The organism is Pseudomonas sp. C11 (assembly GCF_034683865.1).
In the GTDB taxonomy this organism is placed as follows: domain Bacteria; phylum Pseudomonadota; class Gammaproteobacteria; order Pseudomonadales; family Pseudomonadaceae; genus Aquipseudomonas.
In genome coordinates, this window is the sequence record NZ_JAWIIP010000003.1 from 22,603 (window position 1) to 43,815 (window position 21,213).

Genomic DNA, 21,213 nt, shown 5'->3' on the forward strand with positions numbered 1-21,213 from the left:
ATTCATCGGTTGTTGCAGAGAAATCAGTAGGCGGCGCGGTAGATCTGCTCGATGTCGCCGGCAGTCAGGCGCCGCGGGTTGTTGCGCATCAGGCGATCGATCTTGCTGGCCTCTTCGGCCATGGCCGAGATGGCCTCTTCCGGCACGCCGAAGCTGCGCATGCCCTTGGGGATATCGACGCTGGCGCACAGTTCGGCCATGGCCTCGACGGCCAGGTCGGCGGCGACCTTGTCGCTCATTCCATGGGTTTGCACACCGAGAGCAGCAGCGATCTCGGCCATGCGCTCGACGCAAGCCAGCTTGTTCCAGGCCATCACGTAGGGCAGCAGCAAGGCGTTGCTGACCCCGTGGGCGATGTTGAAGCGTCCACCCAGCGGATAGGCCAGCGCATGCACGGCACCCACACCAGCATTGCCGAAGGCCATACCGGCCATCAGGCTGGCGGTGGCCATGTCTTCGCGCGCCTTCAGGTCGGCCGGATTGGCGTAGGCCTTGGGCAGCGCCTTGGCGATCAGCTTGATGGCGCCGAGGGCCAGGGCGTCGGTGATCGGCGAGGCATTGACCGACAGGTACGACTCCACCGCGTGTACCAGGGCATCGACACCGCTGGCGGCGGTCACGCCACGCGGGCAGGTCAGGGTCATGACCGGGCTGACCAGGGCGACGTCCGGCAGCAGGTAATCGCTGACGATGCCCTTTTTCAGTTGCGCCTGCTTGTCCGACAGGATCGACACGTTGGTCACTTCCGAACCCGTACCGGCGGTGGTCGGGATGGCGATCAGCGGCGGCCCCTTGCGCGTGATCTGATCGACACCGAACAGCTCTTCCAGTGCACCGTCATGCCCAACGTAACCGGCCACGGCCTTGGCGATGTCGATGGCGCTGCCACCACCGACACCGATCAGGCCGTCATGGCCGCCGTCGCGATAGACCTTGGCACAGGCTTCGACGATGGCGATCTCCGGCTCCGGCTCCACGCCGTCGAAAATGCCGTAGGCACGCTCACCGAGCTGCTTGAGCACATGATCCACGGTGCCGGATTTGATCAGGATGGCGTCGGTGACGATCAGCGGATGGGTGATATTCAGTCGAGACAGTTCGAGCGCCAGTTGCTCCACGGCCCCCTGGCCGGTCAGCAGTTTGTTGGCGATCTTGAATGCGGCAGTGTTCATCAGCAGGCCCCTTATGCATTGTTGTGCTGAGCGGGTTCGGGGCTTGCCATAGCCATTCCTGTGCCAGCTCGCCGAAAGCGGCGTGGCGCAAGGCTTGCGTCGATTTGTCACGGTGCGAGGCGGACCGTGCTTGATCAGAAAACCAATCAAAAGAACCTATTTCGATCCATTTTCCAATCAACCCTGTTCCCAGCGCTTCATCTTCTGTACCAGAGTCGCCTGGCTCAGGCCGAGCACCTTGGCCGCTTCGCGGGTGGTCTTGTGCTGCATCAACGCACGGCGGATCAGACGCCGTTCAAGGTTTTCCACCTGTTTGCGCAGGGGCAGCAGGCCCTCTTCGTCTGCGTCGCTACGGACGCTGCGCATCTCCTCCGGCAGGTCGAACAGCTCGATGCGCTCAGCACTGCAGGTGACCACCAGGCGCTCGACCAGATTGATCAACTCACGGATGTTGCCGGGCCAGGCGTAGTCGGTCAGCGCGTCGAGCGCCTCGAGTTCCCAGCTCAGCGCCCGCCCGTAACGCTGGTTGAACTCGGCCAGGTAGAAGTCCAGCAACGGCTGAATTTCCTCAGGGCGCTCACGCAAGGCCGGGATATGGATTGGCACCACGTTGAGGCGGTAATAGAGGTCGGCACGAAAGCGCCCCTCGGCGACCATCTTGCGCAGATCATGGTGAGTGGCGGTGATGATGCGCACGTCCACCTCCTTCAACTCCAGGCCACCGACCGGAATGAAGCGGCTCTCCTCGATCACCTTGAGCAGCTTGACCTGCAGCGCCAGCGGCAGATCGCCGATCTCGTCGAGAAACACCGTGCCCTGGTGCGCCAGTTCGAGCAGGCCGCGCTTGCCCTTGCTGCCGGCGCCAGTGAACGCCCCGGGCACATAGCCGAACAACTCGGCCTCGATCAGGTTCTCCGGCAGCGCGCCGCAGTTAAGCGCCAGAAACGGCTGCGCCGCGCGCGGGCTGCTCTTGTGGATGTACTGGGCGATCAAGGTCTTGCCGACACCGGTTTCCCCTTGCAGCAAAACCTTCACGTCACTGCCGGCGACCTGCCGTGCCTGCATGAACACGCGCCCCGAGGCAGGCTTGTCGGCAACCAGCGAGGCATCGAGCAAGTCGTCGCGTTGCCCTGCATGCAGTTTGGCCGTGCTGCTGCGTAACTGCTTCAATTGCTGCAGCTCATCGCGCTCGTGCTTCATGCGCAGCAATTCGGTCATGTCGCGCACGGTACTGACCACGTAGCGCACCCGGCCATCGGTCGCGAAGATCGGCGTGCCACTGACCAGCAGGCGTTTGCCCTGACTGACGCTCTGCATCAGCGACAGCGCCTTGCCTTCCTTGAGCACGCGCAAGGACACCGACTGCGAGATCACCCCCTGCTCCACCAGCGCCTGCATGTGCTGGCCGACCACGTCCTCGGCACGCAGGCCAGTCAGGCGCTCATAGGCGCTGTTGACCTTGAGGGTGATGCCGTCGGCGTCGGTGATGTAGACGCCATCGTGCAACGCGTCGATCAGCTCGCGAAATCCGGGATCATCGAAGTCCATCTGGCCGCCCTGTTACGCCGGTAAAGCGGCACATTCTACGCTCAGAAACGAACGAGGCCCTGCCGGTTACCCGGCAGGGCCTCGCGACTGCAGGCGCGCTGAGTTATTCCGGTGCCGAGGTACGCAGCTTCTCACTACGCCCACGCAGCCATTCCAGGGTCAGCAGCAGCAATACCGAGAAGCCGATCAGCAGCGTGGCGGCGGCAGCGATGGTCGGCGACAGGTTCTCGCGGATGCCGCTGAACATCTGCCGTGGCAGGGTCGCTTGCTCGGGGCCGGCGAGAAACAGGGTCACCACCACTTCATCGAACGAGGTGGCGAAGGCGAACAACGCACCGGAGATGACGCCCGGTGCGATCAGCGGCAGGGTCACGCGGCGGAAGGTGGTAATTGGCGAGGCACCGAGGCTGGCGGCGGCGCGTACCAGATTGTGATTGAAGCCCTGCAGCGTGGCCGACACGGTGATGATGACGAAGGGCACGCCGAGCACGGCATGCACCAGGATCAGCGACAGGTAGCTGTTGCCCATGCCCAGCGGCGCGAAGAACAGGTAGCTGGCGACCCCGATGATTACCACCGGAACGATCATCGGCGAGATCAGCAGGCTCATCACCAGCGCCTTGCCGCGAAACTCGCCACGAGTCAGGCCGATGGCCGCCAGGGTGCCGAACCCCATGGCCAGCATGGTCGCCGCCGGGGCGATGATCAGGCTGTTCTTCAGCGAACGCATCCAGTCGGCGGACATGAAGAAATCCTCGTACCAGCGCAGCGAGAAGCCCTGCAGCGGGTAGACCAGAAAGGTGCCGGAGTTGAACGACAGCGGCACGATCACCAGCACCGGCAGGATCAGGAACAGCAGCACCAGGGCGCAGATAAGACGCAGGCCGTAGTACCAGAGGCGCTCGACAGGCGACATGTAGGGGCTGAGCATGGCTGTGACTCCATTTAGCGTTTAGCTCCCCTCTGCCACTGATGGCAGAGGGTTATCAGATTGGCCTGTGCAGCAGGCTTTTTAACCCAGGCGCAGCTTGCTGGCGCCGACCAGCCAGCTGTACACCACGTAGAGCACCAGCGTCGCGGCCAGCAGCAGGCCGCCGAGAGCCGTGGCCATGCCCCAGTTGATGGTGGTGTTGGTGTAGAAGGCAACGAAGTAGCTGATCATCTGGTCGTTCGGGCTGCCCAGCAGCGCCGGGGTGATGTAGTAGCCAATCGACAGGATGAACACCAGCAGGCAACCGGCGCCGACACCCGCCAGGGTCTGCGGAAAGTACACCCGCCAGAAACTGGCGAACGGGTGGCAACCGAGCGACACCGCCGCACGCATGTAGCTGGGCGAAATGCCCTTCATCACGCTGTAGATCGGCAGGATCATGAACGGCAGCATGATGTGCACCATGGCCACGTACACGCCGCTGCGGTTGAACACCAGTTGCAGCGGTTGCTCGATGATGCCCAACGACATCAGCGCGGTATTGATCAGACCGCCGGACTGCAAGAGCACGATCCAGGCCGCGACCCGCACCAGGATCGACGTCCAGAACGGCAGCAGCACGAGAATCATCAACAGGTTGCCGGAACGCGTCGGCAGGTTGGCCAGCAGGTAGGCCAACGGATAAGCCAGCACCAGGCAGATGGCGGTGATCACCAGCCCCATCCAGAAGGTGCGGGCGAAGATGTCCAGGTAGATGGCCTGATCGGGCGTGGCCTTGGCCAGCTCGCCGAGGTCGTCGATACGGTGATCGAGCGAGGCCAACAGGTAGTACGGCGTCACCGACGACGCGTTACGGCGAATCACCTGCCAGTAAGCGGGATCGCCCCAGCGCTCATCGAGATTGAGAAAGGCCTCCTGGTAGGACGCCGGCTCCTCGCGCAACGGCAGCTTGCGTGCGGTGCTGCTGACCAGGCTGCGAAAGCCTGCCAGCTCCATGTTCAGACGCTTGGACAGATCGCCCAGGCTCTGATTGCGGCGCGCCTCGGCGATATCCATGGCAATCGCCCGATACACCGCCTCCTCCGGCAGACCACGGCCATCCCAGGCGGCAATCGCCTCGACGGTACGCGGCAGGCTGCCGACCACTTCCGGGTTATCCACACTGCGCAGCAGCAAGGCGCCGATGGGCAGCAGGAAAGTCAGGAAAAGGAACAGCAACAGCGGCAGGATCAGCGCCTTGGATTTCAGGCGATTGAAACGCTCGGCACGGGCCAGACGCTGCTTCAGGCTCAGCCCGGGCAAATCGTTGGCAGGCAATACGGCGGCCATGGACAACTCCGCAAGCAAGAAAGGAATTCAGACGGCCCCGCCGCAGGGCGGGGCCGGATAGGCGACTTAGCGCGCGGCCCAGGCGTTGAAACGCTGCTCCAGCTGCTCGCCGTAGTCAGCCCAGAAGGTCACGTCAATGGCCACCTGGTTGGCGATGTTTTCCGGCGTGGTCGGCATCAGGTTCAGACGCTCCGGCGCCAGCAGCTCGATGGCCTTCTTGTTGGCCGGGCCGTAGGCGATGTTTTCCGAATAGGTCTTCTGCGCTTCGGGCTTCACGGCATAGGCGATGAATTCCTTGGCCACTTCGGCGTTCTTGGCGCCACGCGGGATGGCCCAGGAATCGAAGTCGTAGATGCCACCGTTCCATACCACCTGCAGGTTGCTCTCGGCTTGTACGGCAGCGATACGGCCGTTATACGCGGAACTCATCACCACGTCGCCGGAAGCGAGGTACTGCGGCGGCTGGGCGCCAGCTTCCCACCACTGGATGTTGGGCTTCAGCTCGTCGAGCTTCTTGAACGCGCGATCCTGACCTTCTTTGGTAGCCAGCACCTTGTACACGTCCTTGACCGGCACGCCGTCGGCCATCAGGGCGAATTCCAGGGTGTACTTGGCGCCCTTGCGCAGGCCGCGCTTGCCCGGGAATTTCTTCACGTCCCAGAAATCAGCCCAGCTGGTCGGCGCCGCGCTGAGTTTGTCGGCGTTGTAGGCCAGCACGGTGGACCAGACGAAGAAGCCGACGCCGCACGGCTGGATGGCGCCGTCGACGAAATTGGACTGATCGCCGAACTGGGCCGGGTCGAGTTCCTCGAACAGGCCTTCGTCACAGCCACGCGCGAGTTCCGGCGACTCCACCTCGACCAGATCCCAGCTCACGCTACGGGTGTCGACCATGGCTTTGACCTTGGCCATTTCACCGTTGTATTCGCCGCCGATCACCTTGTTGCCGGTGTCCTTCTCGAAGGGTTCGTAGAACGCCTTGACCTGCGCCGCCTTGTTCGCGCCGCCGAAGGAAACCGCCGTCAGATCTACCGCCAGTGCCGGCATGGCACAGCTAACGCCCAGGGCCAATGCCGCGAGCTTCAGGGATTTCGTCATTCTTATCAGCTCCTCTGTGTTACGGGTAAAGGTGAAGCACTGCGCGAAAGGCTCACTCGGCTTGGAGTGGATCCAGCGCGCGGACATGCTCGACAGACCAGCCGAGCGGAACCAGGTCACCAACCGCCAGGGTCGAGTCCAGCTCGGCCACGGGTTGCTTGACGTAGAAATCGGACTTGCCGCAGACCTCCATGCGGATACGCACGTGGTCGCCCAGGTAGATGAACTCGGCGATGCGCCCGGAGAAACGGTTCGGGCAAGCCTCACTGTGGCCATTGAGGCGGATACGCTCGGGGCGGATCGACAGGCTCACGGCCTCGCCAATGGCGCCGACATTGACGGCGGTGGCGCGCACTTCCTCGCCACGCGCCAGACGCACCACGCACTGCTCGCCATCACGGCTGACCAGTTCGCCCGGCAGGCGATTGTTCTCGCCGATGAACTGCGCGACGAAGGTATTGTGCGGCGCCTCATAGAGTTCACGCGGCGGCGCGATTTGCTGGATCTCGCCCTGGTGGAAAACGGCCACGCGGTCGGACATGGTCAGTGCTTCGCCCTGGTCGTGGGTCACGTAGACCACGGTCACGCCCAGGCTCTGGTGCAGGTGCTTGATTTCCATCTGCATGTGCTCGCGCAACTGCTTGTCCAGCGCGCCGAGCGGCTCGTCCATCAGCACCAGTTGCGGCTCGAACACCAGGGCACGGGCCAGGGCCACACGCTGCTGCTGACCACCGGAAAGCTGGCCCGGATAACGGTTACGGAAAGTGTCGAGCTGCACCATGGACAGCGCACGCTTGACCCGCTCGCTGATGTCGGTGCGCGACATGCCACGCACGCTCAGCGGGAAGGCCAGGTTCTCCGCCACGGTCATGTGCGGGAACAGCGCGTAGTTCTGGAACACCATGCCGATGTCGCGTTTGTGCGGCGGCAGTTTGTTCAGCGAGCGACCATCGAGGAGGATTTCACCGGCAGTCGGCGTTTCGAAACCGGCCAGCATCATCAGGCTGGTGGTCTTGCCGGAACCGGACGGGCCGAGCAGGGTCAGAAACTCACCCTTGCGGATATCCAGGTTGAGGTCTTTGACGATCAGCGTTTCGCCGTCGTAGCTCTTCTGCACGCCGCGGAAGCTCACCAGTACATCGTTTGCCATCACACCACACCCTTGTTCTTGTCTCAGGCCGATGGATCAAGAGTAGGCCGGCAAGGCGAATGTGAAAAATCGGGCGGGATGACAAGCTGATATCAGGCGTACGGAGAATCTCGTGTAGGGATCGCCCTACAAATTCCGAGTGATCGTGTCGGTTATCGAAGGCCCCCATGGGTAATCCATGGGTAGGGTGGACATCGCTTTTCATGTCCACCGCTGCAGGTGTTCCGGTATCGAAACGGTGGATGAAAAGAGCGTCATCCACCCTACACCTCGGGACAATCAGACCAAACGGTGCTCCATGGCGTAGCGCACCAGATCGGCCACCGAATTCGCCCCCAACTTCTGCATCAGGCGCGCCTTGTGCGTGCTCACGGTCTTGTTGCTCACGGCCAGGTGCAGGGCGATATCGTTGACGCCCTCACCACGCACCAGACGCTCGAACACCGAGAACTCACGTTCCGACAGTTGCGCGTGAGGGGGGCGTGAATCGGTCAGGCCGACCTCGAAAACCATGCGGTCGGCCAGCGCCGGATCGATATAGCGACCACCGCCAGCCACCTTGCGAATCGCGGTGATCAGCAGCGCCGGATCACTGTCCTTGGTGGCATAGCCCGCAGCGCCAGCCTTGAGCGCACGCGCCGCCATCTGCGCCTCGTCGTGCATCGACAGCACCAGGATCGCCGGTGCCTCGCTCAACGCGCGGATACGCGGAATGGCCTCCAGGCCGTTGACGCCCGGCATAGAGATGTCCAGCAGCACCACGTCGCAGGGCGTACGGCGCAGCACCTCGAGCAATTGCTCGCCATTGCTCGCCTCGCCGGCCACCTCGAGATCGCGCGCCATGCCGATCAGTTGCTTGATGCCTTCCCGCACGATGGTGTGGTCTTCGGCCACCAGTACCCGAATCACGCCGTGGCCTCCTCATTCATGGCTATGCGCGCGCACAGCGTAGTACCTTCGCCGGGCTGACTGTCAATCTGCAACTGGCCACCGAGCATGAGCATGCGCTCCTGCATACCGACCAGGCCGAACGACTGCCCCGGCTTGCGCGTTGCAACCTCGAAGCCCTTGCCATCGTCGATGACCGACAGGCACAAAGTGCCGGCCTCCTGCCACAAACGCACCTGAACGCTGTGCGCGCCGGCATGACGCATGACGTTGGTCAGGGCCTCCTGGAGGATGCGGAACAGGCCGATGGCCTGGGCATCGGGCAGATCTGGAAGATGCTCCGGCACCTCGACCAGACAGGGTATCTGCGTGCGCTCTTCGAAGCGGCGCACCTGCCATTCGATGGCCGAGGCAATACCGGCATCGAGGATCGGCGGGCGCAGGGCCGTGGCCACGTCGCGCACCAGTTGGAATAGCTGAGCGATCAGGCGCTTCATGCTATTGAGGCGTTCGTCCAGTTCGGGAATCTGCCCGGCACAGACCAGCTCGCACATCGCCGTTTCCAGCTTGAGCACGGTCAGCACCTGGCCCAGCTCGTCATGCACTTCGCGGGCGATGCGCGCCTTCTCCTCCTCGCGCACGCTTTCCAGATGCGCCGACAGCTCGCGCAGGCGCGCCCGCGAATCGGCCAGCGCCAGTTCGGCCAGCTTGTTTTCGGTGATGTCCCAGAGAATCCCGTCCCACACCACTCGGCCATTACCCAGTGGGCGTGCGGTAGTACGGATGTCGGCCCACAACACCTCCTGATCGGCGGTGAGAATGCGCCCCTGCCAGTACCAGTCGCTTTCGCCCTCCAGCGCCAGGGTCTGGCTGTTGAGGTAACGGGTCAGATCCTGCGGATGCACCAGGCTGCGCAGGCCGCGATCCTCGCGCTGCAGTTCCTGCGCCGGCCAGCCGACCATCTCCTGGCTGGCTTCGCTGATGTAGGCGAAGTTGACCACCGCCCCCGGCCCGGCGCGCTCCAGACGAAACACCAGGCCCGGCACGTTGCCGGCGATGCCCTTGAAGCGCGCCTCGCTCTCCTCCAGCGCAGCGCGCGCGCGTCGCCGCTCGGTGACATCGCTGAGAAACACCACCAGGTACTCGGCCTGGCGATAACGCAGAAAACTCAGGGAAACGTCGGCCGGCATACGGCTGCCGTCGGCGCGCAGGCAGTCGATCTCGAAACTCGGCGAACCTTCATCCTGCTCGCGCACGCGCTTCCACAGGTTGAGCCAGCGATCCATGTTCAGGCCGGGTTCGAGCCGGCTCAGGGGCTTGTCCACCAGTTCGCCAGCGGCATAGCCAAGCATGCGTTCGGCGGCGCGATTGGCGTAGCGCAGGTGGCTGTCCCAGTTGACCCAGAGAATGCCCACGGTGCTGTGATCGAGGGAGAACTGGCTCAAGCGAAGCGCCTCGGCGGCCTGCTGGTGGCGATCCAGCTCGCTGCGCGCGCCGAGCAACCCCCGCTCGAGCAGGCGGGTCTGCTGACGCTGGCGATACAGCGCCGTGGCCCCGATCAGCATGACCAGGGCGAGAAACAGGCTGAGGGTCTTCCAGAAGCCGACGAAGTCGCTCATCTGCGGATAACGCAGCGGCAGCCAGCGCTCGCGCAAATCCTCCAGCTCGCGCGCGGGCAGCGCCTGCAGGGTGCGGTCGACGATGGCCGCCAGTTCGGGCGCGTCGATCCGCGAGGCCAGGCGCAGCAGTTGCGGCAAGCCGATATCGCCGACGATGCTCAGGCTGGCAAAGCGCGGCTCACGTAACAGCAGGCTCAGGCTGGCCTCGTCCAGCACCGCGTAATCGGCTTCCTGATTGAGCACCCGCTGCAAGGCTGTGCGCTCGGAACCGACCTTCATCAGGCGTAGATTGCTGTGCGTGCGCTCCAGATATTCCGCTGCCTGGCTGGGCGCCCGCACGGCCACCAGTTTCTCCAGTGCCAGCTGATCCAGATCCACCACGCCGTTGCCATTGCGCTCACCCACCACCAGATGCGGCACACGCAGGTAAGGCATGGAGTAATGCCAGATGCGCAGCCCGGCGGGCGTTTGTTGCAGCCCCGGGGCCAGATCCACATCGCCCTTCTGCACGGCTTGCTCGAGCGCTTCCACCGATGGGTAGAGACGCCAGTCCGGCGTGACATCCATGCCCTCGAGGAGGCGCTGCATCAGCTCGACATTGGCTCCGACCAGATGCCGATTGCGCTCCATCTGTGCCCAGGGCGCCTGCAGCACCAGGCCGACGCGCAGCCGGGGATGGGCCGCCAGCCAGGCCTGCTGTTCGGCATCGAATGCCGGCCGCAACGGCATCCGGCTGGATTCCGCCCAGGCGGGGGCGGCGCTCGACAGCAACGAGAGCAGGAAGACTAGGCTGAGCAGACACTTCATGTGCGGGGCGAATCCACGAGCGTGATGGCCTAAGTTAACCCACTCCGTGGCTCACCGCCTGACAAACGCAGCGCTCCGCATTAGGCTCAAGCGAGGAAACCATGGAGAAATCTCGATGCGCGCCACTTCGCATGCCCTGTTCGGTCTGTGCCTGCTCGCCAGCGCTACTGCCTGGGCTCAGGATCCCGCGACGCCCGACAGCAGCGCGCCAGCCGAAACCCCGCCTGCGAGCAACGAGCGCGTACCGCTGCCCGAGCGCAGCGTCAGCGAGGCCCAGGCCTTGGAGCAACGCCTGGACAAACGCGAGCAGCAGATGCTGCAAGCCGGTAGCGAACAGTTTCTCGCCCTGTGGTTGCCGGCCAATGTCGGTGAGCCCAGCGGCACGGTCATCCTGCTGCCGGGCGATGTGGAAAATGCCGATGACGCACAGGTGGTCGGCCCCTTGCGGCGCAAGTTTCCAGACAGCGGCTGGCACAGCCTGAGCCTGACCCTGCCGGATCCGGACGGCGATCCCCTGCCGCTGCGTGATACCTCGCCAGCGCCTGCCGACACGTCGACGAGCGAACAACCCGCTTCGCCAGACGGCGAAGCGCAGGCGCCCACCCAGGCGCCCAGCGAAGGCAGCACCGATACACCACCTGCCGAACTGAGCCCGGAAGCACGCCGCGACGCCCATGCCGAGCGCGTCATGGCGCGTATCGACGCGGCCATCGAATTCGCCAAGCAGAAGGATTCCGTGCATATCGTGCTGCTCGGGCATGGCAGCGGCGCCTATTGGGCGGTGCGCTACCTCAACGAGCGCAAGCCGGCCTCCGTGCACAACGTACTGATGGTCGCCCCCGGAGTGCCTGCCGGCTTCGGCCCGCCACTCGATGAACTGGTCACGCAACTGCCGGTGGCGGCGGGCGACTTCTATTACCGTGATCAGGTAGAGGATCGCAACGCGGCGCTCAAGCGGCTGCAGGCCAGCAAACGCGCCAAGCTGCCCATTTATATTCAGGTCGCCATGAAGGCTCTGCCGGGGAATCGCGCGGTGGAGCAGGAGCAACTCTACCGGCGCCTGCGCGGCTGGCTGAAACTGCACCTGAGCAAAGGCTAGGCGGGCTCAGCGCAGCCCGCGGCGCTCTCGGATCAGGGTATAGGCCTGGTGCAGCTGGCGGGTCGTCTCGGTGGCTTCACGAATGCGTTCAGGCGACGCCCCGGCACCAGCCAGCTTGTCCGGGTGATGGCGACTGAGCAGACGCCGATAGGCACGCTTGATAACCTCCGGCTCGCTATCGGCAGCCACCCCGAGCAGGCGCAACGCCTCCTGGTAGCTGCCGCCTGAAGGCGCCGGCTGCTGGCTGCGCCGTGGCGCGTACTCGTCACCGAGGCGCTCCAGGCGCGCCGTTTCCCACCCCAGCCATTTGCCCCAAAGCAGGATCAGCTCATGCTCGCTGGGCGCCACCCGGCCATCGACCCAGGCCATGCGCCAGCAGGCCCTGAGCAGCGAGTCAGCACGTTCACGCTGACGCTGCAAGGGCGCTCGCAGGTTGTCGCGGCCAGTCTTGCCACGGGCGAACGCGTCGATGGCGCGGCGCTGGCCCGCATCATCCAGGCCCAGGCGCTGCATCTCCGAACGCGCTTGCTGGATATGGCTCGGCACCACTCGCCCGCCGCTCTTGGCCAAGCGCCCGAGCATGACGAACAACAACTCGTCATCTGCGGGTACGCCGCGCCCGCCCAGACGCTCGCGCAAGGTATTCCAGTCATGCAGGCGCAGCCGTCGATCCAGCACCTGGCCCAGCAGCCCGCCAAGCAACGCGCCCGGAATGCTCGCCAGCGCCCAGCCGGCCGCAGCACCCAGCAATGTCGCCGGCCACAGCACTAGACAGCCCCCGCCAACAGACGCTCGACCTCGGCCAGGCGCTCGTGGGTACCGACATCGACCCAGCATCCGGCATGCCGTTCACCACTGACCTGATCCGCCGCCATCGCCTCACGCAGCAACGGCGCCAGCTTGAAGGCGCCCGCTTGGCAGCCGGCGAACAGCTCAGGGCTGAGCACGGCGATGCCGCTGTAGGTCAGCCGCTCGCCATCTGCCGCCGCATCATGAACCTGCCCCTGCTGCAGAACGAAATCCCCCTGCGGGTGATGCGTCGGGTTGTCCACCAGCACCAGATGCGCCAGCCCGGCCAGAGGCCGACGCAGCTCGGCGAAGGCGTAATCGGTGAAGATATCGCCGTTGACCACGACAAACGGCTCGCGGCCCAGCAGCGGCAGGGCGCGGAAGATACCGCCGCCCGTCTCCAGCGGCTCACCCTCCGGCGAATAGGCGATACGCACGCCAAAGCGCGTGCCATCGCCCAGGTAATCCTCGATCTGCTGCCCCAGCCAGGCGTGATTGATCACCAACTCATCAAAGCCGGCAGCGGCCAGAGCCCGTACGTGGTACTCGATCAACGGTACGTCAGCCGCCCTGACCAGTGGCTTGGGGGTATGCAGCGTCAGCGGACGCAGGCGCTCACCCTTGCCGGCGGCGAGGATCATCGCCTTCATGCAGGAGCCCCTTCTTCTATTGCCAGGCTGGCGAACAGCTCGCCCAGTTCGGCCAGCTCCGGCCGACGTGCCAGCACGTCCTGGATATAGGCAAAGAAGCGCGGCACGTCGCCCAGGTACTTGGGCTTGCCGTCACGATGGCAGATGCGCGCGAAGATGCCGATCACCTTCAGGTGGCGCTGCACGCCCATCAGATCGCTGGCGCGCAGGAAATCATCCAGCGATGCCTGCACCGGAATACCGGCCTGCCGGGCGCGTTGCCAGTAATCCTGCAGCCAGGCGTGCACGCGCGCCTGCGGCCAACTGAGGAAGGCATCCTTGAACAGGCAGGTGATGTCATAGGTGACCGGGCCGTAGACGGCATCCTGAAAATCCAGGACGCCGGGGTTGGGCGTGCTCTGCATCAGGTTGCGCGGCATGAAGTCGCGGTGCACCAGCACCTTGGGTTGCGCCAGTGCGCTGTCGATCAGCAGGCGGCTGATACGTTGCCAGGCGGCCTCCTGCTCGGGGGTGAAGCTGCGCCCCAGATGGCGTTGCACGTACCACTCGGGGAACAGTTGCAGTTCGCGGCGCAGCAACGCCTCGTCGTAATGCGGCAGATCGCTGTCGAGCGGCAAGCGCTGTTGCAGCAACAGGGCCTCGATGGCGTCATGGAACAGGGCGTCGGCATTGTGCTCGTCGATCACGTCCAGATAGGTCTGGCGCCCCAGATCGTCGAGGATCAGAAAGCCTTGCGCGAGATCGGCCGCCAGCACCTCGGGCACATGCACGCCGGCACTGGCGAGCAAGGCGGCGATGCGTACGAAGGGTGCGCAATTCTCCTGAGGCGGCGGTGCGTCCATCAGGATCAGGCTGCGCTCACTGGTCTGCCAACGGAAATAACGGCGAAAACTGGCATCGCTGCTGGCAGCCGTCAGCTCGGCCTCGGGCACCTCCCCCCAACCGCGCGTGGCGAACAGAATGGGCAATTGCTCGGCAAGCCAGGCTTGCAGGTGTTGCAGACGTACATCGTGTTCGGACATCTAGGGGTCTCCGACGGCGCTAGCCGTTGCGCGGGTCATGCTTTATTATCCAGCATCTTGTGCGACACGCGTAGCGTGTCTCCGGCCACCAAGCTGTAGGGTCAGCTTGATGGGATTTCCTAGAAATCGAATACCTGAGTATCCATTCTCGGGAAACAAAACCCGTCCAAAGTCCAGAGCCCAAAGGACTTGCCGCGACGGCGGAGGCTCAATCCCAAGTCCGTTCAACATCCGGAAGCACGGACGACCGCACAAGCGGTGGATGTCACCTAAACCGAGGGTGAGCGATGAATATCCTCATCTATGCTGTCCTAGTATTCGCAACGCTTGGCCTAGTAGTGCTATGGGCCTTATGGCTTGATAAACAGGCCAAAAAGCGCGAAGAATCGTAAGCATCTCACCTTCACCTGACGGGAATAACTCCCGTCGGAGTTCCTCCTGTCCAATAACCAGGAGGAACCTATCCTTGGAACTTGCTGCGCACGCAGTCCACGTTCCCAATTCAAACCGGAGATATGAGCGAAAGCTCTATCTGTCATTGTCCAACCATTGCTTGTATGGAATGGCAGCGGACTCGTTGTGCGACCAACGATAGCCTAGGGAAACATGCGTCACTGGTAACGGTGGGGTGTGAAGCTTTCCCGACAATGTAGCCCCTGAAAAGGTGCGTCTCGGCTGCGAAGCTGGACGTAGATACTCGGAGCAGTACCCAGTTGAGGCGCTAGGCTGGCTGGCATGGGCAACACATGTGAATCGCTGATAAACACCGTAAGGATAGCCATGCCAAAACTGCTGTTAGGCATGAACCAAAAGGTACGAGGCCGGTTATCTCTGTGGGATGTGGGGATACGTCGTCATCAGCGCCTCCGGTGAAAAGGCGAGTCCTAAACCAGTCGTGTGACAGATAGGGAACGTGGTAAGCCCGTACTGCTGCCCTCGTGGCAGGCGAACCGCAAGGTGAGCTGTTGGCGGTGCGGGTATGGGATCGCAGAGAAAGCGAATGCCGGGCTGTAATGGTTCGGATAGGGGGTGGAACATTCCCCCACGGGAAACCGGGCAGACTTCTGCGTGGTCTTTCGTCGCATGATCCCTGATTGACCTCGTCTCAATAAACCCAGGGCTCAGCTTCATCGAGTCCAACTCAACTACCCTTGGCGGGACACGCTCCCGTCAGGGAGTACGTGTGCCTCCGCTCAGGGTGGTATTCATCATCTTGAGAGGAAAGCAGCATGAAAGAGCTCAGCCAACAGGCCGGGTCTGCGCTTTCCGGCGCTCCACAGCACTGGCACGACATCGATTGGTGTCGCGTGCAGCGGAATGTCCGGGGAATGCAGGTGCGGATTGCGAAGGCTTGTAAGGAAGGCAGATGGCGTAGGGTGAAAGCTCTGCAACGGATGCTGACCCGCTCGAAGTCGGCCAGATACTTGGCCGTACGACGAGTCACTGAAAACCAGGGTAAGCGCACGGCGGGAGTCGACCGCGAGCTCTGGGATACACCCGACGCGAAATGGAAAGCGACACAAGGGTTGAAGCGACACGGATACCGACCACGGCCTTTACGGCGTGTGTTCATTCCGAAGTCGAATGGGAAGGAGCGCCCTCTGGGCATCCCGACCATGACCGACAGAGCCATGCAGGCGCTATATCTGCTGGCGCTGGCGCCCATTGCGGAAACGACGGGCGATCCGAACAGCTACGGCTTCAGGATCGAACGCTCTACGGCAGATGCAATGGGGCAGTTGTTCGTCTGCCTATCCAAGAAGGCTTCGGCCCAATGGGTATTGGAGGCGGACATACAAGGATGCTTCGACCATATCGACCATGACTGGCTGATCGCCAATGTCCCGACGGACAAGGCGGTTTTACGGAAATGGTTGAAGGCTGGCGTGGTTCACAAAAGCCAGCTACAGGCAACGGATGCCGGTACGCCACAAGGCGGGATCATCTCGCCAACTTTGGCAAATCTGGTACTCGACGGCTTGGAATCACAGCTCAAGCAGCACTTGAGCGTGGCAAGGGCCAAGAAGCTAAAAATCAATGTGGTGCGATATGCAGATGATTTTGTGATTACAGGTGCCTCCCCGGAGGTGCTGGAAAACGAGGTCAAGCCTTGGGTAGAGCAGTTCCTGGCGGTTCGCGGGCTGCGGTTATCACCTGAAAAGACGCAAATCATCCACATTGACATGGGCTTCAACTTTCTGGGATGGAACTTCCGCAAGTATCAAGGGAAGCTCCTGATCAAGCCGAGCAAGAAGAACGTCAAAGCGTTCTACGGCAAGGTCAAGGAAGTCATCGAGAAAAGCAAAACGGTGAAGCAGAAGGACTTAATCCGTGTGCTGAATCCGATGCTGAGAGGCTGGGCGCTGTATCACCAGCCCGTGGTTGCCAAACAGGCGTACAGCCGCATGGACAACAGAGTGTTTCTCAAGCTCTGGCGTTGGGCGAAACGGCGACACCCGAACAAATCACTGGAATGGGTGCAAAAGCAGTATTTCCGCACAACAGGTGAGAGAAGTTGGGTATTCGCCACCACGGTAATGGAAGAAAGTGGGGCAAAAAGGGAAATTGCGCTGTACTCGCTCGCGGGTACGCCAATCGAGCGACACAAGAAGGTGAGCGGGGAGTACAACCCCTTCGACCCTTCCATGGAAGAAATGGGCGAAAAGCTGCGGATGGAACGGATGCTGAAAAAGCTGAAGTACCGAACTCAAGTAGCCAGCCTGTTCCAAAGCCAAAAAGGACTGTGTCTGCTGTGCAATCAACCAATTACCAGGGAAACAGGGTGGCATGACCACCACATTATTTACCGCTCACAAGGTGGTAGAGACTCCCTGGACAACCGGGTACTATTGCACCCAATTTGTCATACACAACTCCACATGCGTGGCCTGACAGTGAAGAAGCCGGCCCTCTCGGGGGCATCGTAAAGGCTTGAGCCGTATGCGCTGAAAGGCGCACGTACGGTTCTTAGGGGGGAGTTGGCCAGCAATGGCCAGCTCCTACCCAACTTTCAGCCCATCGAGAGGCGTGCGGCCCCTGGGCCGATAGCGCGCAGGAAGCCCGGACTAACAAGATGGCAGTAAAATACCCCGCGTTCCGCAAGAAGTTCCCGCTGCTGGTGACCGGCAGCCTCCTGGCCTTACAGCCCGCCTTCAGCCTACAGGCGTTCGCCGCTGAGCAGTATGACTGCGCAGCGTCGCCCACCGGCGGCTGGGCCTGTGCGCCCAAAACAGCAGCCAGCGCCCTGCCCCCACGCCCGGTGCACAGCCGCGACGCGGTCAGTGCGTCGGGTACGCCGGCAGCCGAGGCAACCGCCAAGCAGGAGGCCGCTCCGACTCTGGTAACAGAGAGCAAGGGCCGCGCCCTGGCTTCGCGCAGCGCTGACTACAGCCACCTCGACTGGGTGCCGCGTGACAAGCTCACCGCCGCGCAACTGGCCGAGGCTGGCCCGTATTGCGCCGGTGCCTATGTCGAGCCGCTGCGCCCGGGCATGGATGACACCACGCCGCTGAACGAGTCGCCCATGTTCGTCTCGGCCAAGGCTTCGCGCTACGAGCAGGAGCAACAGGTGGCCACCCTCGCGGGTGACGTCGTGCTGCGCCAGTCCGGCATGCAGGTCGAAGCCGACGAAGCCAGCCTGCACCAGACCGAGAACCGTGGCGAACTGGTTGGTAACGTGCGCCTGCGCGACAAAGGCATGCTGGTCGTTGGCGACCGTGCCGACCTGCAACTCGACAACGGCGAAGCCAAGATCGACAACGCCGAGTACGTGCTGCACAAGGCGCATGTTCGTGGCAGCGCGCTCTACGCCAAGCGCGAAGAAACCGCGATCGTCCGTCTCAAGGACGGTACCTACACCCGTTGCGAACCGGGCGACAACGCCTGGCACCTGAAGGGCAACAACGTCACCCTGAACCCGGCGACCGGCTTCGGCACCGCGACCAACGTGACGCTGCGGGTCAAGGACATTCCGGTGTTCTACACCCCCTACATCTATTTCCCGATCGATGATCGTCGCCAGTCCGGCTTCCTGCCGCCGAGCTTCAGCACATCGAGCGACACCGGCTTCTCGCTGCAGACGCCGTACTACTTCAACCTGGCACCGAACTACGACGCCACGCTCTACCCGACCTACATGACCAAGCGCGGTCTGCTCATGGAAGGCGAGTTCCGCTACCTGACCAAGAGCAGCGAAGGCCAGGTCGGCGGCGCCTGGCTCAATGACGAGGAAGACGAGCGCAAACTGCAGTCGGAGTACGAAGACCAGCGCTGGATGTACAGCTGGCAGCACAAGCAGGGCCTCGATTCGCGCCTGCTCGCCGAAGTCGACTACACCGACATCAGCGACCCGTACTACTTCCAGGATCTGCGCAGCGATCTGGGCGTCGACAACGGCTCCTACGTCAACCAGCGCGGCACGCTCACCTACCGTGGCGACAGCTATACCGCCAAGCTGAACCTGCACGCCTACGAGCTGGCGACGATCACCGACATCACCCCATACGATCGTCTGCCGCAGCTGACCCTCGACGGTAAGCTGCCCTTCCAGCCGGGCGGCCTGAACTTCGCCTATTCCACCGAGTTCGTGAAGTTCGACCGCAGCCTGCGTAGCGGCAACTTCACCGACAAGGATGGCAACCCGGAGCCCTGGTACGACACTCGCGTTCGCGGCCTGGCCCGTGCCAACGGCGATCGCCTGCACCTAGAGCCATCGGTCAGCCTGCCGATGAATTCGAGCTGGGGCTATGTGACGCCGCAGCTGAAGTACCTGCAGACCAACTACGACCTGACTCTGGACAGCCAGGGTAAAGCCTCCCTGCTGGATGAACAGAAGTACAGCAGCAGCCAGAGCCGGGGCCTTGGCCTGTTCAGCGTCGACAGCGGCCTGTACTTCGACCGCAATACCCAACTGTTCGGCAAGGACTATCGCCAAACCCTGGAGCCACGTGCCTTCTACCTGTATGTACCGGAAGAAGACCAGACCGATATCCCGGTGTTCGACACCAGCGAAAGCAGCTTCAGCTACGCCTCGCTGTGGCGCGAGAACCGCTTCACCGGCAGGGATCGTATCGGCGACGAGAACAAGCTGTCGCTGGGCGTGACCAGCCGCTGGATCGAGCCGAACGGCTTCGAGCGTCAGCGTTTCAGCATCGGCCAGGCGTTCTACTTCGAAGATCGCAAGGTGCAGATGCCGGGCATCGACTACCGCACACGCGAGGACGCCACCGCCAGCGTTTCGCCTTACGCCCTGGAGCACCAGTACCGCTTCAACCGCGACTGGCGCCTGAACTCCACCCTGAACTGGGATCCGGATCAGCGCACCACCCGCTCGGGCAGCGCGATGTTCCACTACCAGCCGGAAGACAACCCGAACAAGGTGGTCAATCTGGGTTACCGCTATCGCAACGACACCGTGCGTTACGACCAGGCGAGCGGCGAGTGGCGCTTCGGTGGTGACTACGGCCCCCCTGGCACGCCGGGTTACATCAAGGACTACTACAAGATCAGCCAGCATGACTTCTCCGTCATCTGGCCGCTGGTTCCGCAGTGGAGCGTGATTTCGCGCTGGCAGTACGACTACAACCGCAACCGCACGCTGGAAGCCTTCGGTGGTTTCGAGTACGACAGCTGCTGCTGGAAACTGCGCCTGATCAACCGTTACTGGGTCGACTACGACGAAGTCAGCCTCAACCCGTCGCGCAACGACCAAGGCGACCGCGGCATCTTCCTGCAGATCGTCCTCAAGGGCCTCGGCGGCGTTGTTGGCAACAAGGTGGAAACTTTCCTCGACCAAGGCATTCAAGGTTACCGTGAACGTGAAGACCAAGCTTTCTGATTGCCTGCGCCCTCTGCTGTTGGGCGTAGCACTGCTGGCGGCGACGGCTCATGCCGAAGTTCGCCCGCTGGATCGTGTCGTGGCCATCGTCGATAACGACGTGGTCATGCAAAGCCAACTCGATGCGCGTCTGCGCGAAGTGCAACAAACCATCGCCAAGCGCGGCGGTGCGTTGCCGCCCGAGCACGTGCTGAGCCAGCAGGTGCTCGAACGCCTGATCATCGAAAACATCCAGCTGCAGATCGGCGACCGTTCCGGTATCCGTATCACCGACGAAGAACTGAACCAGGCCATGGGCACCATCGCCCAGCGTAACGGCATGAGCCTGGAGCAGTTCCGTCAGGCGCTGGCGCGCGATGGCCTGTCCTATGCCGACGCCCGCGACCAGGTGCGCCGCGAGATGATCATCAGCCGCGTGCGCCAACGCCGTGTTGCCGAGCGCATCCAGGTCACCGACCAGGAAGTGCAGAACTTCCTCGCCTCCGACCTCGGCAAGGCGCAACTGTCGGAAGAGTATCGCCTGGCCAATATCCTCATCCCGGTTTCGGAAGGAGCTTCCTCCACCGAGATTCAGGCCGCCGACCGTCAGTCGCAGGAGCTGTATCAGCAACTGCAGCAAGGTGCTGATTTCGCCCAGTTGGCCGTAGCCCGCTCGGCCAGCGAGAACGCCCTGGAAGGTGGTGAGATGGGCTGGCGCAAGGCCGGACAACTGCCGCCACCGTTCGACACCATGCTCAGCTCGCTGCAGCCGGGCCAGGTTACCGAGCCGGTGCGTACGCCGGGCGGTTTCATCATCCTCAAGCTGATGGAGAAGCGCGGTGGCGACACCCAGGTACGGGACGAGGTGCATGTACGCCACATCCTGATCAAGCCAAGCGAAATTCGCAGCGAAGAAGAGACCCGCCGCCTGGTCGAGCGCCTGTATCAGCGTATTCTCGCGGGTGAAGACTTCGCGGAGCTGGCGAAGAACTTCTCCGAAGACCCGGGCTCGGCGCTCAATGGTGGCGATCTCAACTGGATCGACCCAAACGCGCTGGTGCCGGAGTTCCGCGAGGTGATGAACAGCACCCCGAGCGGCGAGCTGTCCAAGCCGTTCAAGAGCCCCTACGGCTGGCATGTGCTGCAGGTACTGGGCCGTCGCGCGACCGACAACAGCGAGCAGTTCCGTGAGCAACAAGCTGCCAACCTGCTGCGTAACCGCAAGTACGACGAAGAGCTGCAGACCTGGCTGCGCCAGATCCGCGACGAAGCCTACGTCGAAACCAAGCTGTAAGC

At 62.8% G+C, this 21,213-nt stretch carries 15 protein-coding genes; 4 read left to right on the forward strand and 11 right to left on the reverse strand.

What is annotated here, in order from left to right:
• Positions 1 to 23: 23 nt before the first annotated feature.
• From VC352_RS06220 to VC352_RS06255, 8 genes are all read right to left on the reverse strand, one after another.
• Positions 24 to 1,172 (reverse strand): iron-containing alcohol dehydrogenase, encoded by a 1,149-nt coding sequence (locus VC352_RS06220; protein WP_322978718.1) that lies wholly within the window; start codon positions 1,170 to 1,172, stop codon positions 24 to 26.
• A 177-nt stretch (positions 1,173 to 1,349) separates the two neighbouring features.
• Positions 1,350 to 2,720, reverse strand: coding sequence for a sigma-54 interaction domain-containing protein (locus VC352_RS06225; RefSeq protein WP_322978719.1), 1,371 nt, complete (start codon positions 2,718 to 2,720; stop codon positions 1,350 to 1,352).
• Between the two features lie 103 nt (positions 2,721 to 2,823).
• On the reverse strand, positions 2,824 to 3,651 hold the full coding sequence (locus VC352_RS06230) for an ABC transporter permease (protein WP_322978720.1): 828 nt from the start codon (positions 3,649 to 3,651) through the stop codon (positions 2,824 to 2,826).
• An 81-nt stretch (positions 3,652 to 3,732) separates the two neighbouring features.
• Positions 3,733 to 4,980, reverse strand: a complete 1,248-nt coding sequence (locus tag VC352_RS06235) for an ABC transporter permease (RefSeq protein WP_322978721.1) — start codon at positions 4,978 to 4,980, stop codon at positions 3,733 to 3,735.
• A 66-nt stretch (positions 4,981 to 5,046) separates the two neighbouring features.
• A complete protein-coding gene (locus tag VC352_RS06240; RefSeq protein ID WP_322978722.1) occupies positions 5,047 to 6,078 on the reverse strand; it encodes an ABC transporter substrate-binding protein in 1,032 nt (343 codons plus the stop codon).
• A 52-nt stretch (positions 6,079 to 6,130) separates the two neighbouring features.
• Positions 6,131 to 7,228, reverse strand: a complete 1,098-nt coding sequence (locus tag VC352_RS06245) for an ABC transporter ATP-binding protein (RefSeq protein WP_322978723.1) — start codon at positions 7,226 to 7,228, stop codon at positions 6,131 to 6,133.
• Positions 7,229 to 7,507: 279 nt separating this feature from the next.
• Positions 7,508 to 8,137: a response regulator transcription factor gene (locus VC352_RS06250; protein ID WP_322978724.1), complete on the reverse strand. Its 630-nt coding sequence runs from the start codon at positions 8,135 to 8,137 to the stop codon at positions 7,508 to 7,510.
• Positions 8,134 to 10,542 carry a PAS domain S-box protein gene (locus VC352_RS06255; RefSeq protein ID WP_322978725.1) on the reverse strand — a complete coding sequence of 803 codons (2,409 nt, stop codon included), beginning with the start codon at positions 10,540 to 10,542 and terminating at the stop codon, positions 8,134 to 8,136. The genes VC352_RS06250 and VC352_RS06255 overlap by 4 nt, the downstream gene beginning before the upstream one ends.
• 115 nt (positions 10,543 to 10,657) lie before the next feature.
• Here VC352_RS06255 and VC352_RS06260 point away from each other — a divergent pair, with 115 nt between their 5' ends.
• Complete coding sequence (locus tag VC352_RS06260; RefSeq protein ID WP_322978726.1) at positions 10,658 to 11,641, forward strand: alpha/beta hydrolase family protein; 984 nt, start codon at positions 10,658 to 10,660, stop codon at positions 11,639 to 11,641.
• Between the two features lie 6 nt (positions 11,642 to 11,647).
• On the opposite strand, the gene VC352_RS06265 is transcribed toward VC352_RS06260, so the two are convergent.
• The 3 genes from VC352_RS06265 to VC352_RS06275 are packed head-to-tail and all read right to left on the reverse strand — an operon-like array spanning position 11,648 to position 14,102.
• Positions 11,648 to 12,409, reverse strand: coding sequence for a DnaJ domain-containing protein (locus VC352_RS06265; RefSeq protein ID WP_322978727.1), 762 nt, complete (start codon positions 12,407 to 12,409; stop codon positions 11,648 to 11,650).
• Positions 12,409 to 13,080, reverse strand: coding sequence for an N-acetylmuramate alpha-1-phosphate uridylyltransferase MurU (gene murU / locus VC352_RS06270; protein WP_322978728.1), 672 nt, complete (start codon positions 13,078 to 13,080; stop codon positions 12,409 to 12,411). The genes VC352_RS06265 and murU overlap by 1 nt, the downstream gene beginning before the upstream one ends.
• Positions 13,077 to 14,102: an aminoglycoside phosphotransferase family protein gene (locus VC352_RS06275; protein ID WP_322978729.1), complete on the reverse strand. Its 1,026-nt coding sequence runs from the start codon at positions 14,100 to 14,102 to the stop codon at positions 13,077 to 13,079. The genes murU and VC352_RS06275 overlap by 4 nt, the downstream gene beginning before the upstream one ends.
• 1,229 nt (positions 14,103 to 15,331) lie before the next feature.
• On the opposite strand from VC352_RS06275, the gene ltrA reads away from it, so the two are divergent.
• The 3 genes from ltrA (at position 15,332) to surA (ending at position 21,211) form a co-directional block, all read left to right on the forward strand.
• Positions 15,332 to 17,029 carry a group II intron reverse transcriptase/maturase gene (gene ltrA / locus VC352_RS06280; RefSeq protein ID WP_322978730.1) on the forward strand — a complete coding sequence of 566 codons (1,698 nt, stop codon included), beginning with the start codon at positions 15,332 to 15,334 and terminating at the stop codon, positions 17,027 to 17,029.
• 146 nt (positions 17,030 to 17,175) lie between these two features.
• Positions 17,176 to 19,938 (forward strand): LPS-assembly protein LptD, encoded by a 2,763-nt coding sequence (locus tag VC352_RS06285; protein ID WP_322978731.1) that lies wholly within the window; start codon positions 17,176 to 17,178, stop codon positions 19,936 to 19,938.
• Positions 19,919 to 21,211, forward strand: a complete 1,293-nt coding sequence (gene surA, locus VC352_RS06290) for a peptidylprolyl isomerase SurA (RefSeq protein WP_322978732.1) — start codon at positions 19,919 to 19,921, stop codon at positions 21,209 to 21,211. The genes VC352_RS06285 and surA overlap by 20 nt, the downstream gene beginning before the upstream one ends.
• Positions 21,212 to 21,213 lie beyond the last annotated feature (2 nt).

Coding starts and splice junctions, on each gene's coding strand:
- VC352_RS06220 (WP_322978718.1), bottom strand. CDS start 1,172: ATGAACACTGCCGCATTCAAGATCGCCAACAAACTGCTGACCGGCCAG.
- VC352_RS06225 (WP_322978719.1), bottom strand. CDS start 2,720: ATGGACTTCGATGATCCCGGATTTCGCGAGCTGATCGACGCGTTGCAC.
- VC352_RS06230 (WP_322978720.1), bottom strand. CDS start 3,651: ATGCTCAGCCCCTACATGTCGCCTGTCGAGCGCCTCTGGTACTACGGC.
- VC352_RS06235 (WP_322978721.1), bottom strand. CDS start 4,980: ATGGCCGCCGTATTGCCTGCCAACGATTTGCCCGGGCTGAGCCTGAAG.
- VC352_RS06240 (WP_322978722.1), bottom strand. CDS start 6,078: ATGACGAAATCCCTGAAGCTCGCGGCATTGGCCCTGGGCGTTAGCTGT.
- VC352_RS06245 (WP_322978723.1), bottom strand. CDS start 7,228: ATGGCAAACGATGTACTGGTGAGCTTCCGCGGCGTGCAGAAGAGCTAC.
- VC352_RS06255 (WP_322978725.1), bottom strand. CDS start 10,542: ATGAAGTGTCTGCTCAGCCTAGTCTTCCTGCTCTCGTTGCTGTCGAGC.
- VC352_RS06260 (WP_322978726.1), top strand. CDS start 10,658: ATGCGCGCCACTTCGCATGCCCTGTTCGGTCTGTGCCTGCTCGCCAGC.
- murU (WP_322978728.1), bottom strand. CDS start 13,080: ATGAAGGCGATGATCCTCGCCGCCGGCAAGGGTGAGCGCCTGCGTCCG.
- VC352_RS06275 (WP_322978729.1), bottom strand. CDS start 14,102: ATGTCCGAACACGATGTACGTCTGCAACACCTGCAAGCCTGGCTTGCC.
- ltrA (WP_322978730.1), top strand. CDS start 15,332: ATGAAAGAGCTCAGCCAACAGGCCGGGTCTGCGCTTTCCGGCGCTCCA.
- VC352_RS06285 (WP_322978731.1), top strand. CDS start 17,176: ATGGCAGTAAAATACCCCGCGTTCCGCAAGAAGTTCCCGCTGCTGGTG.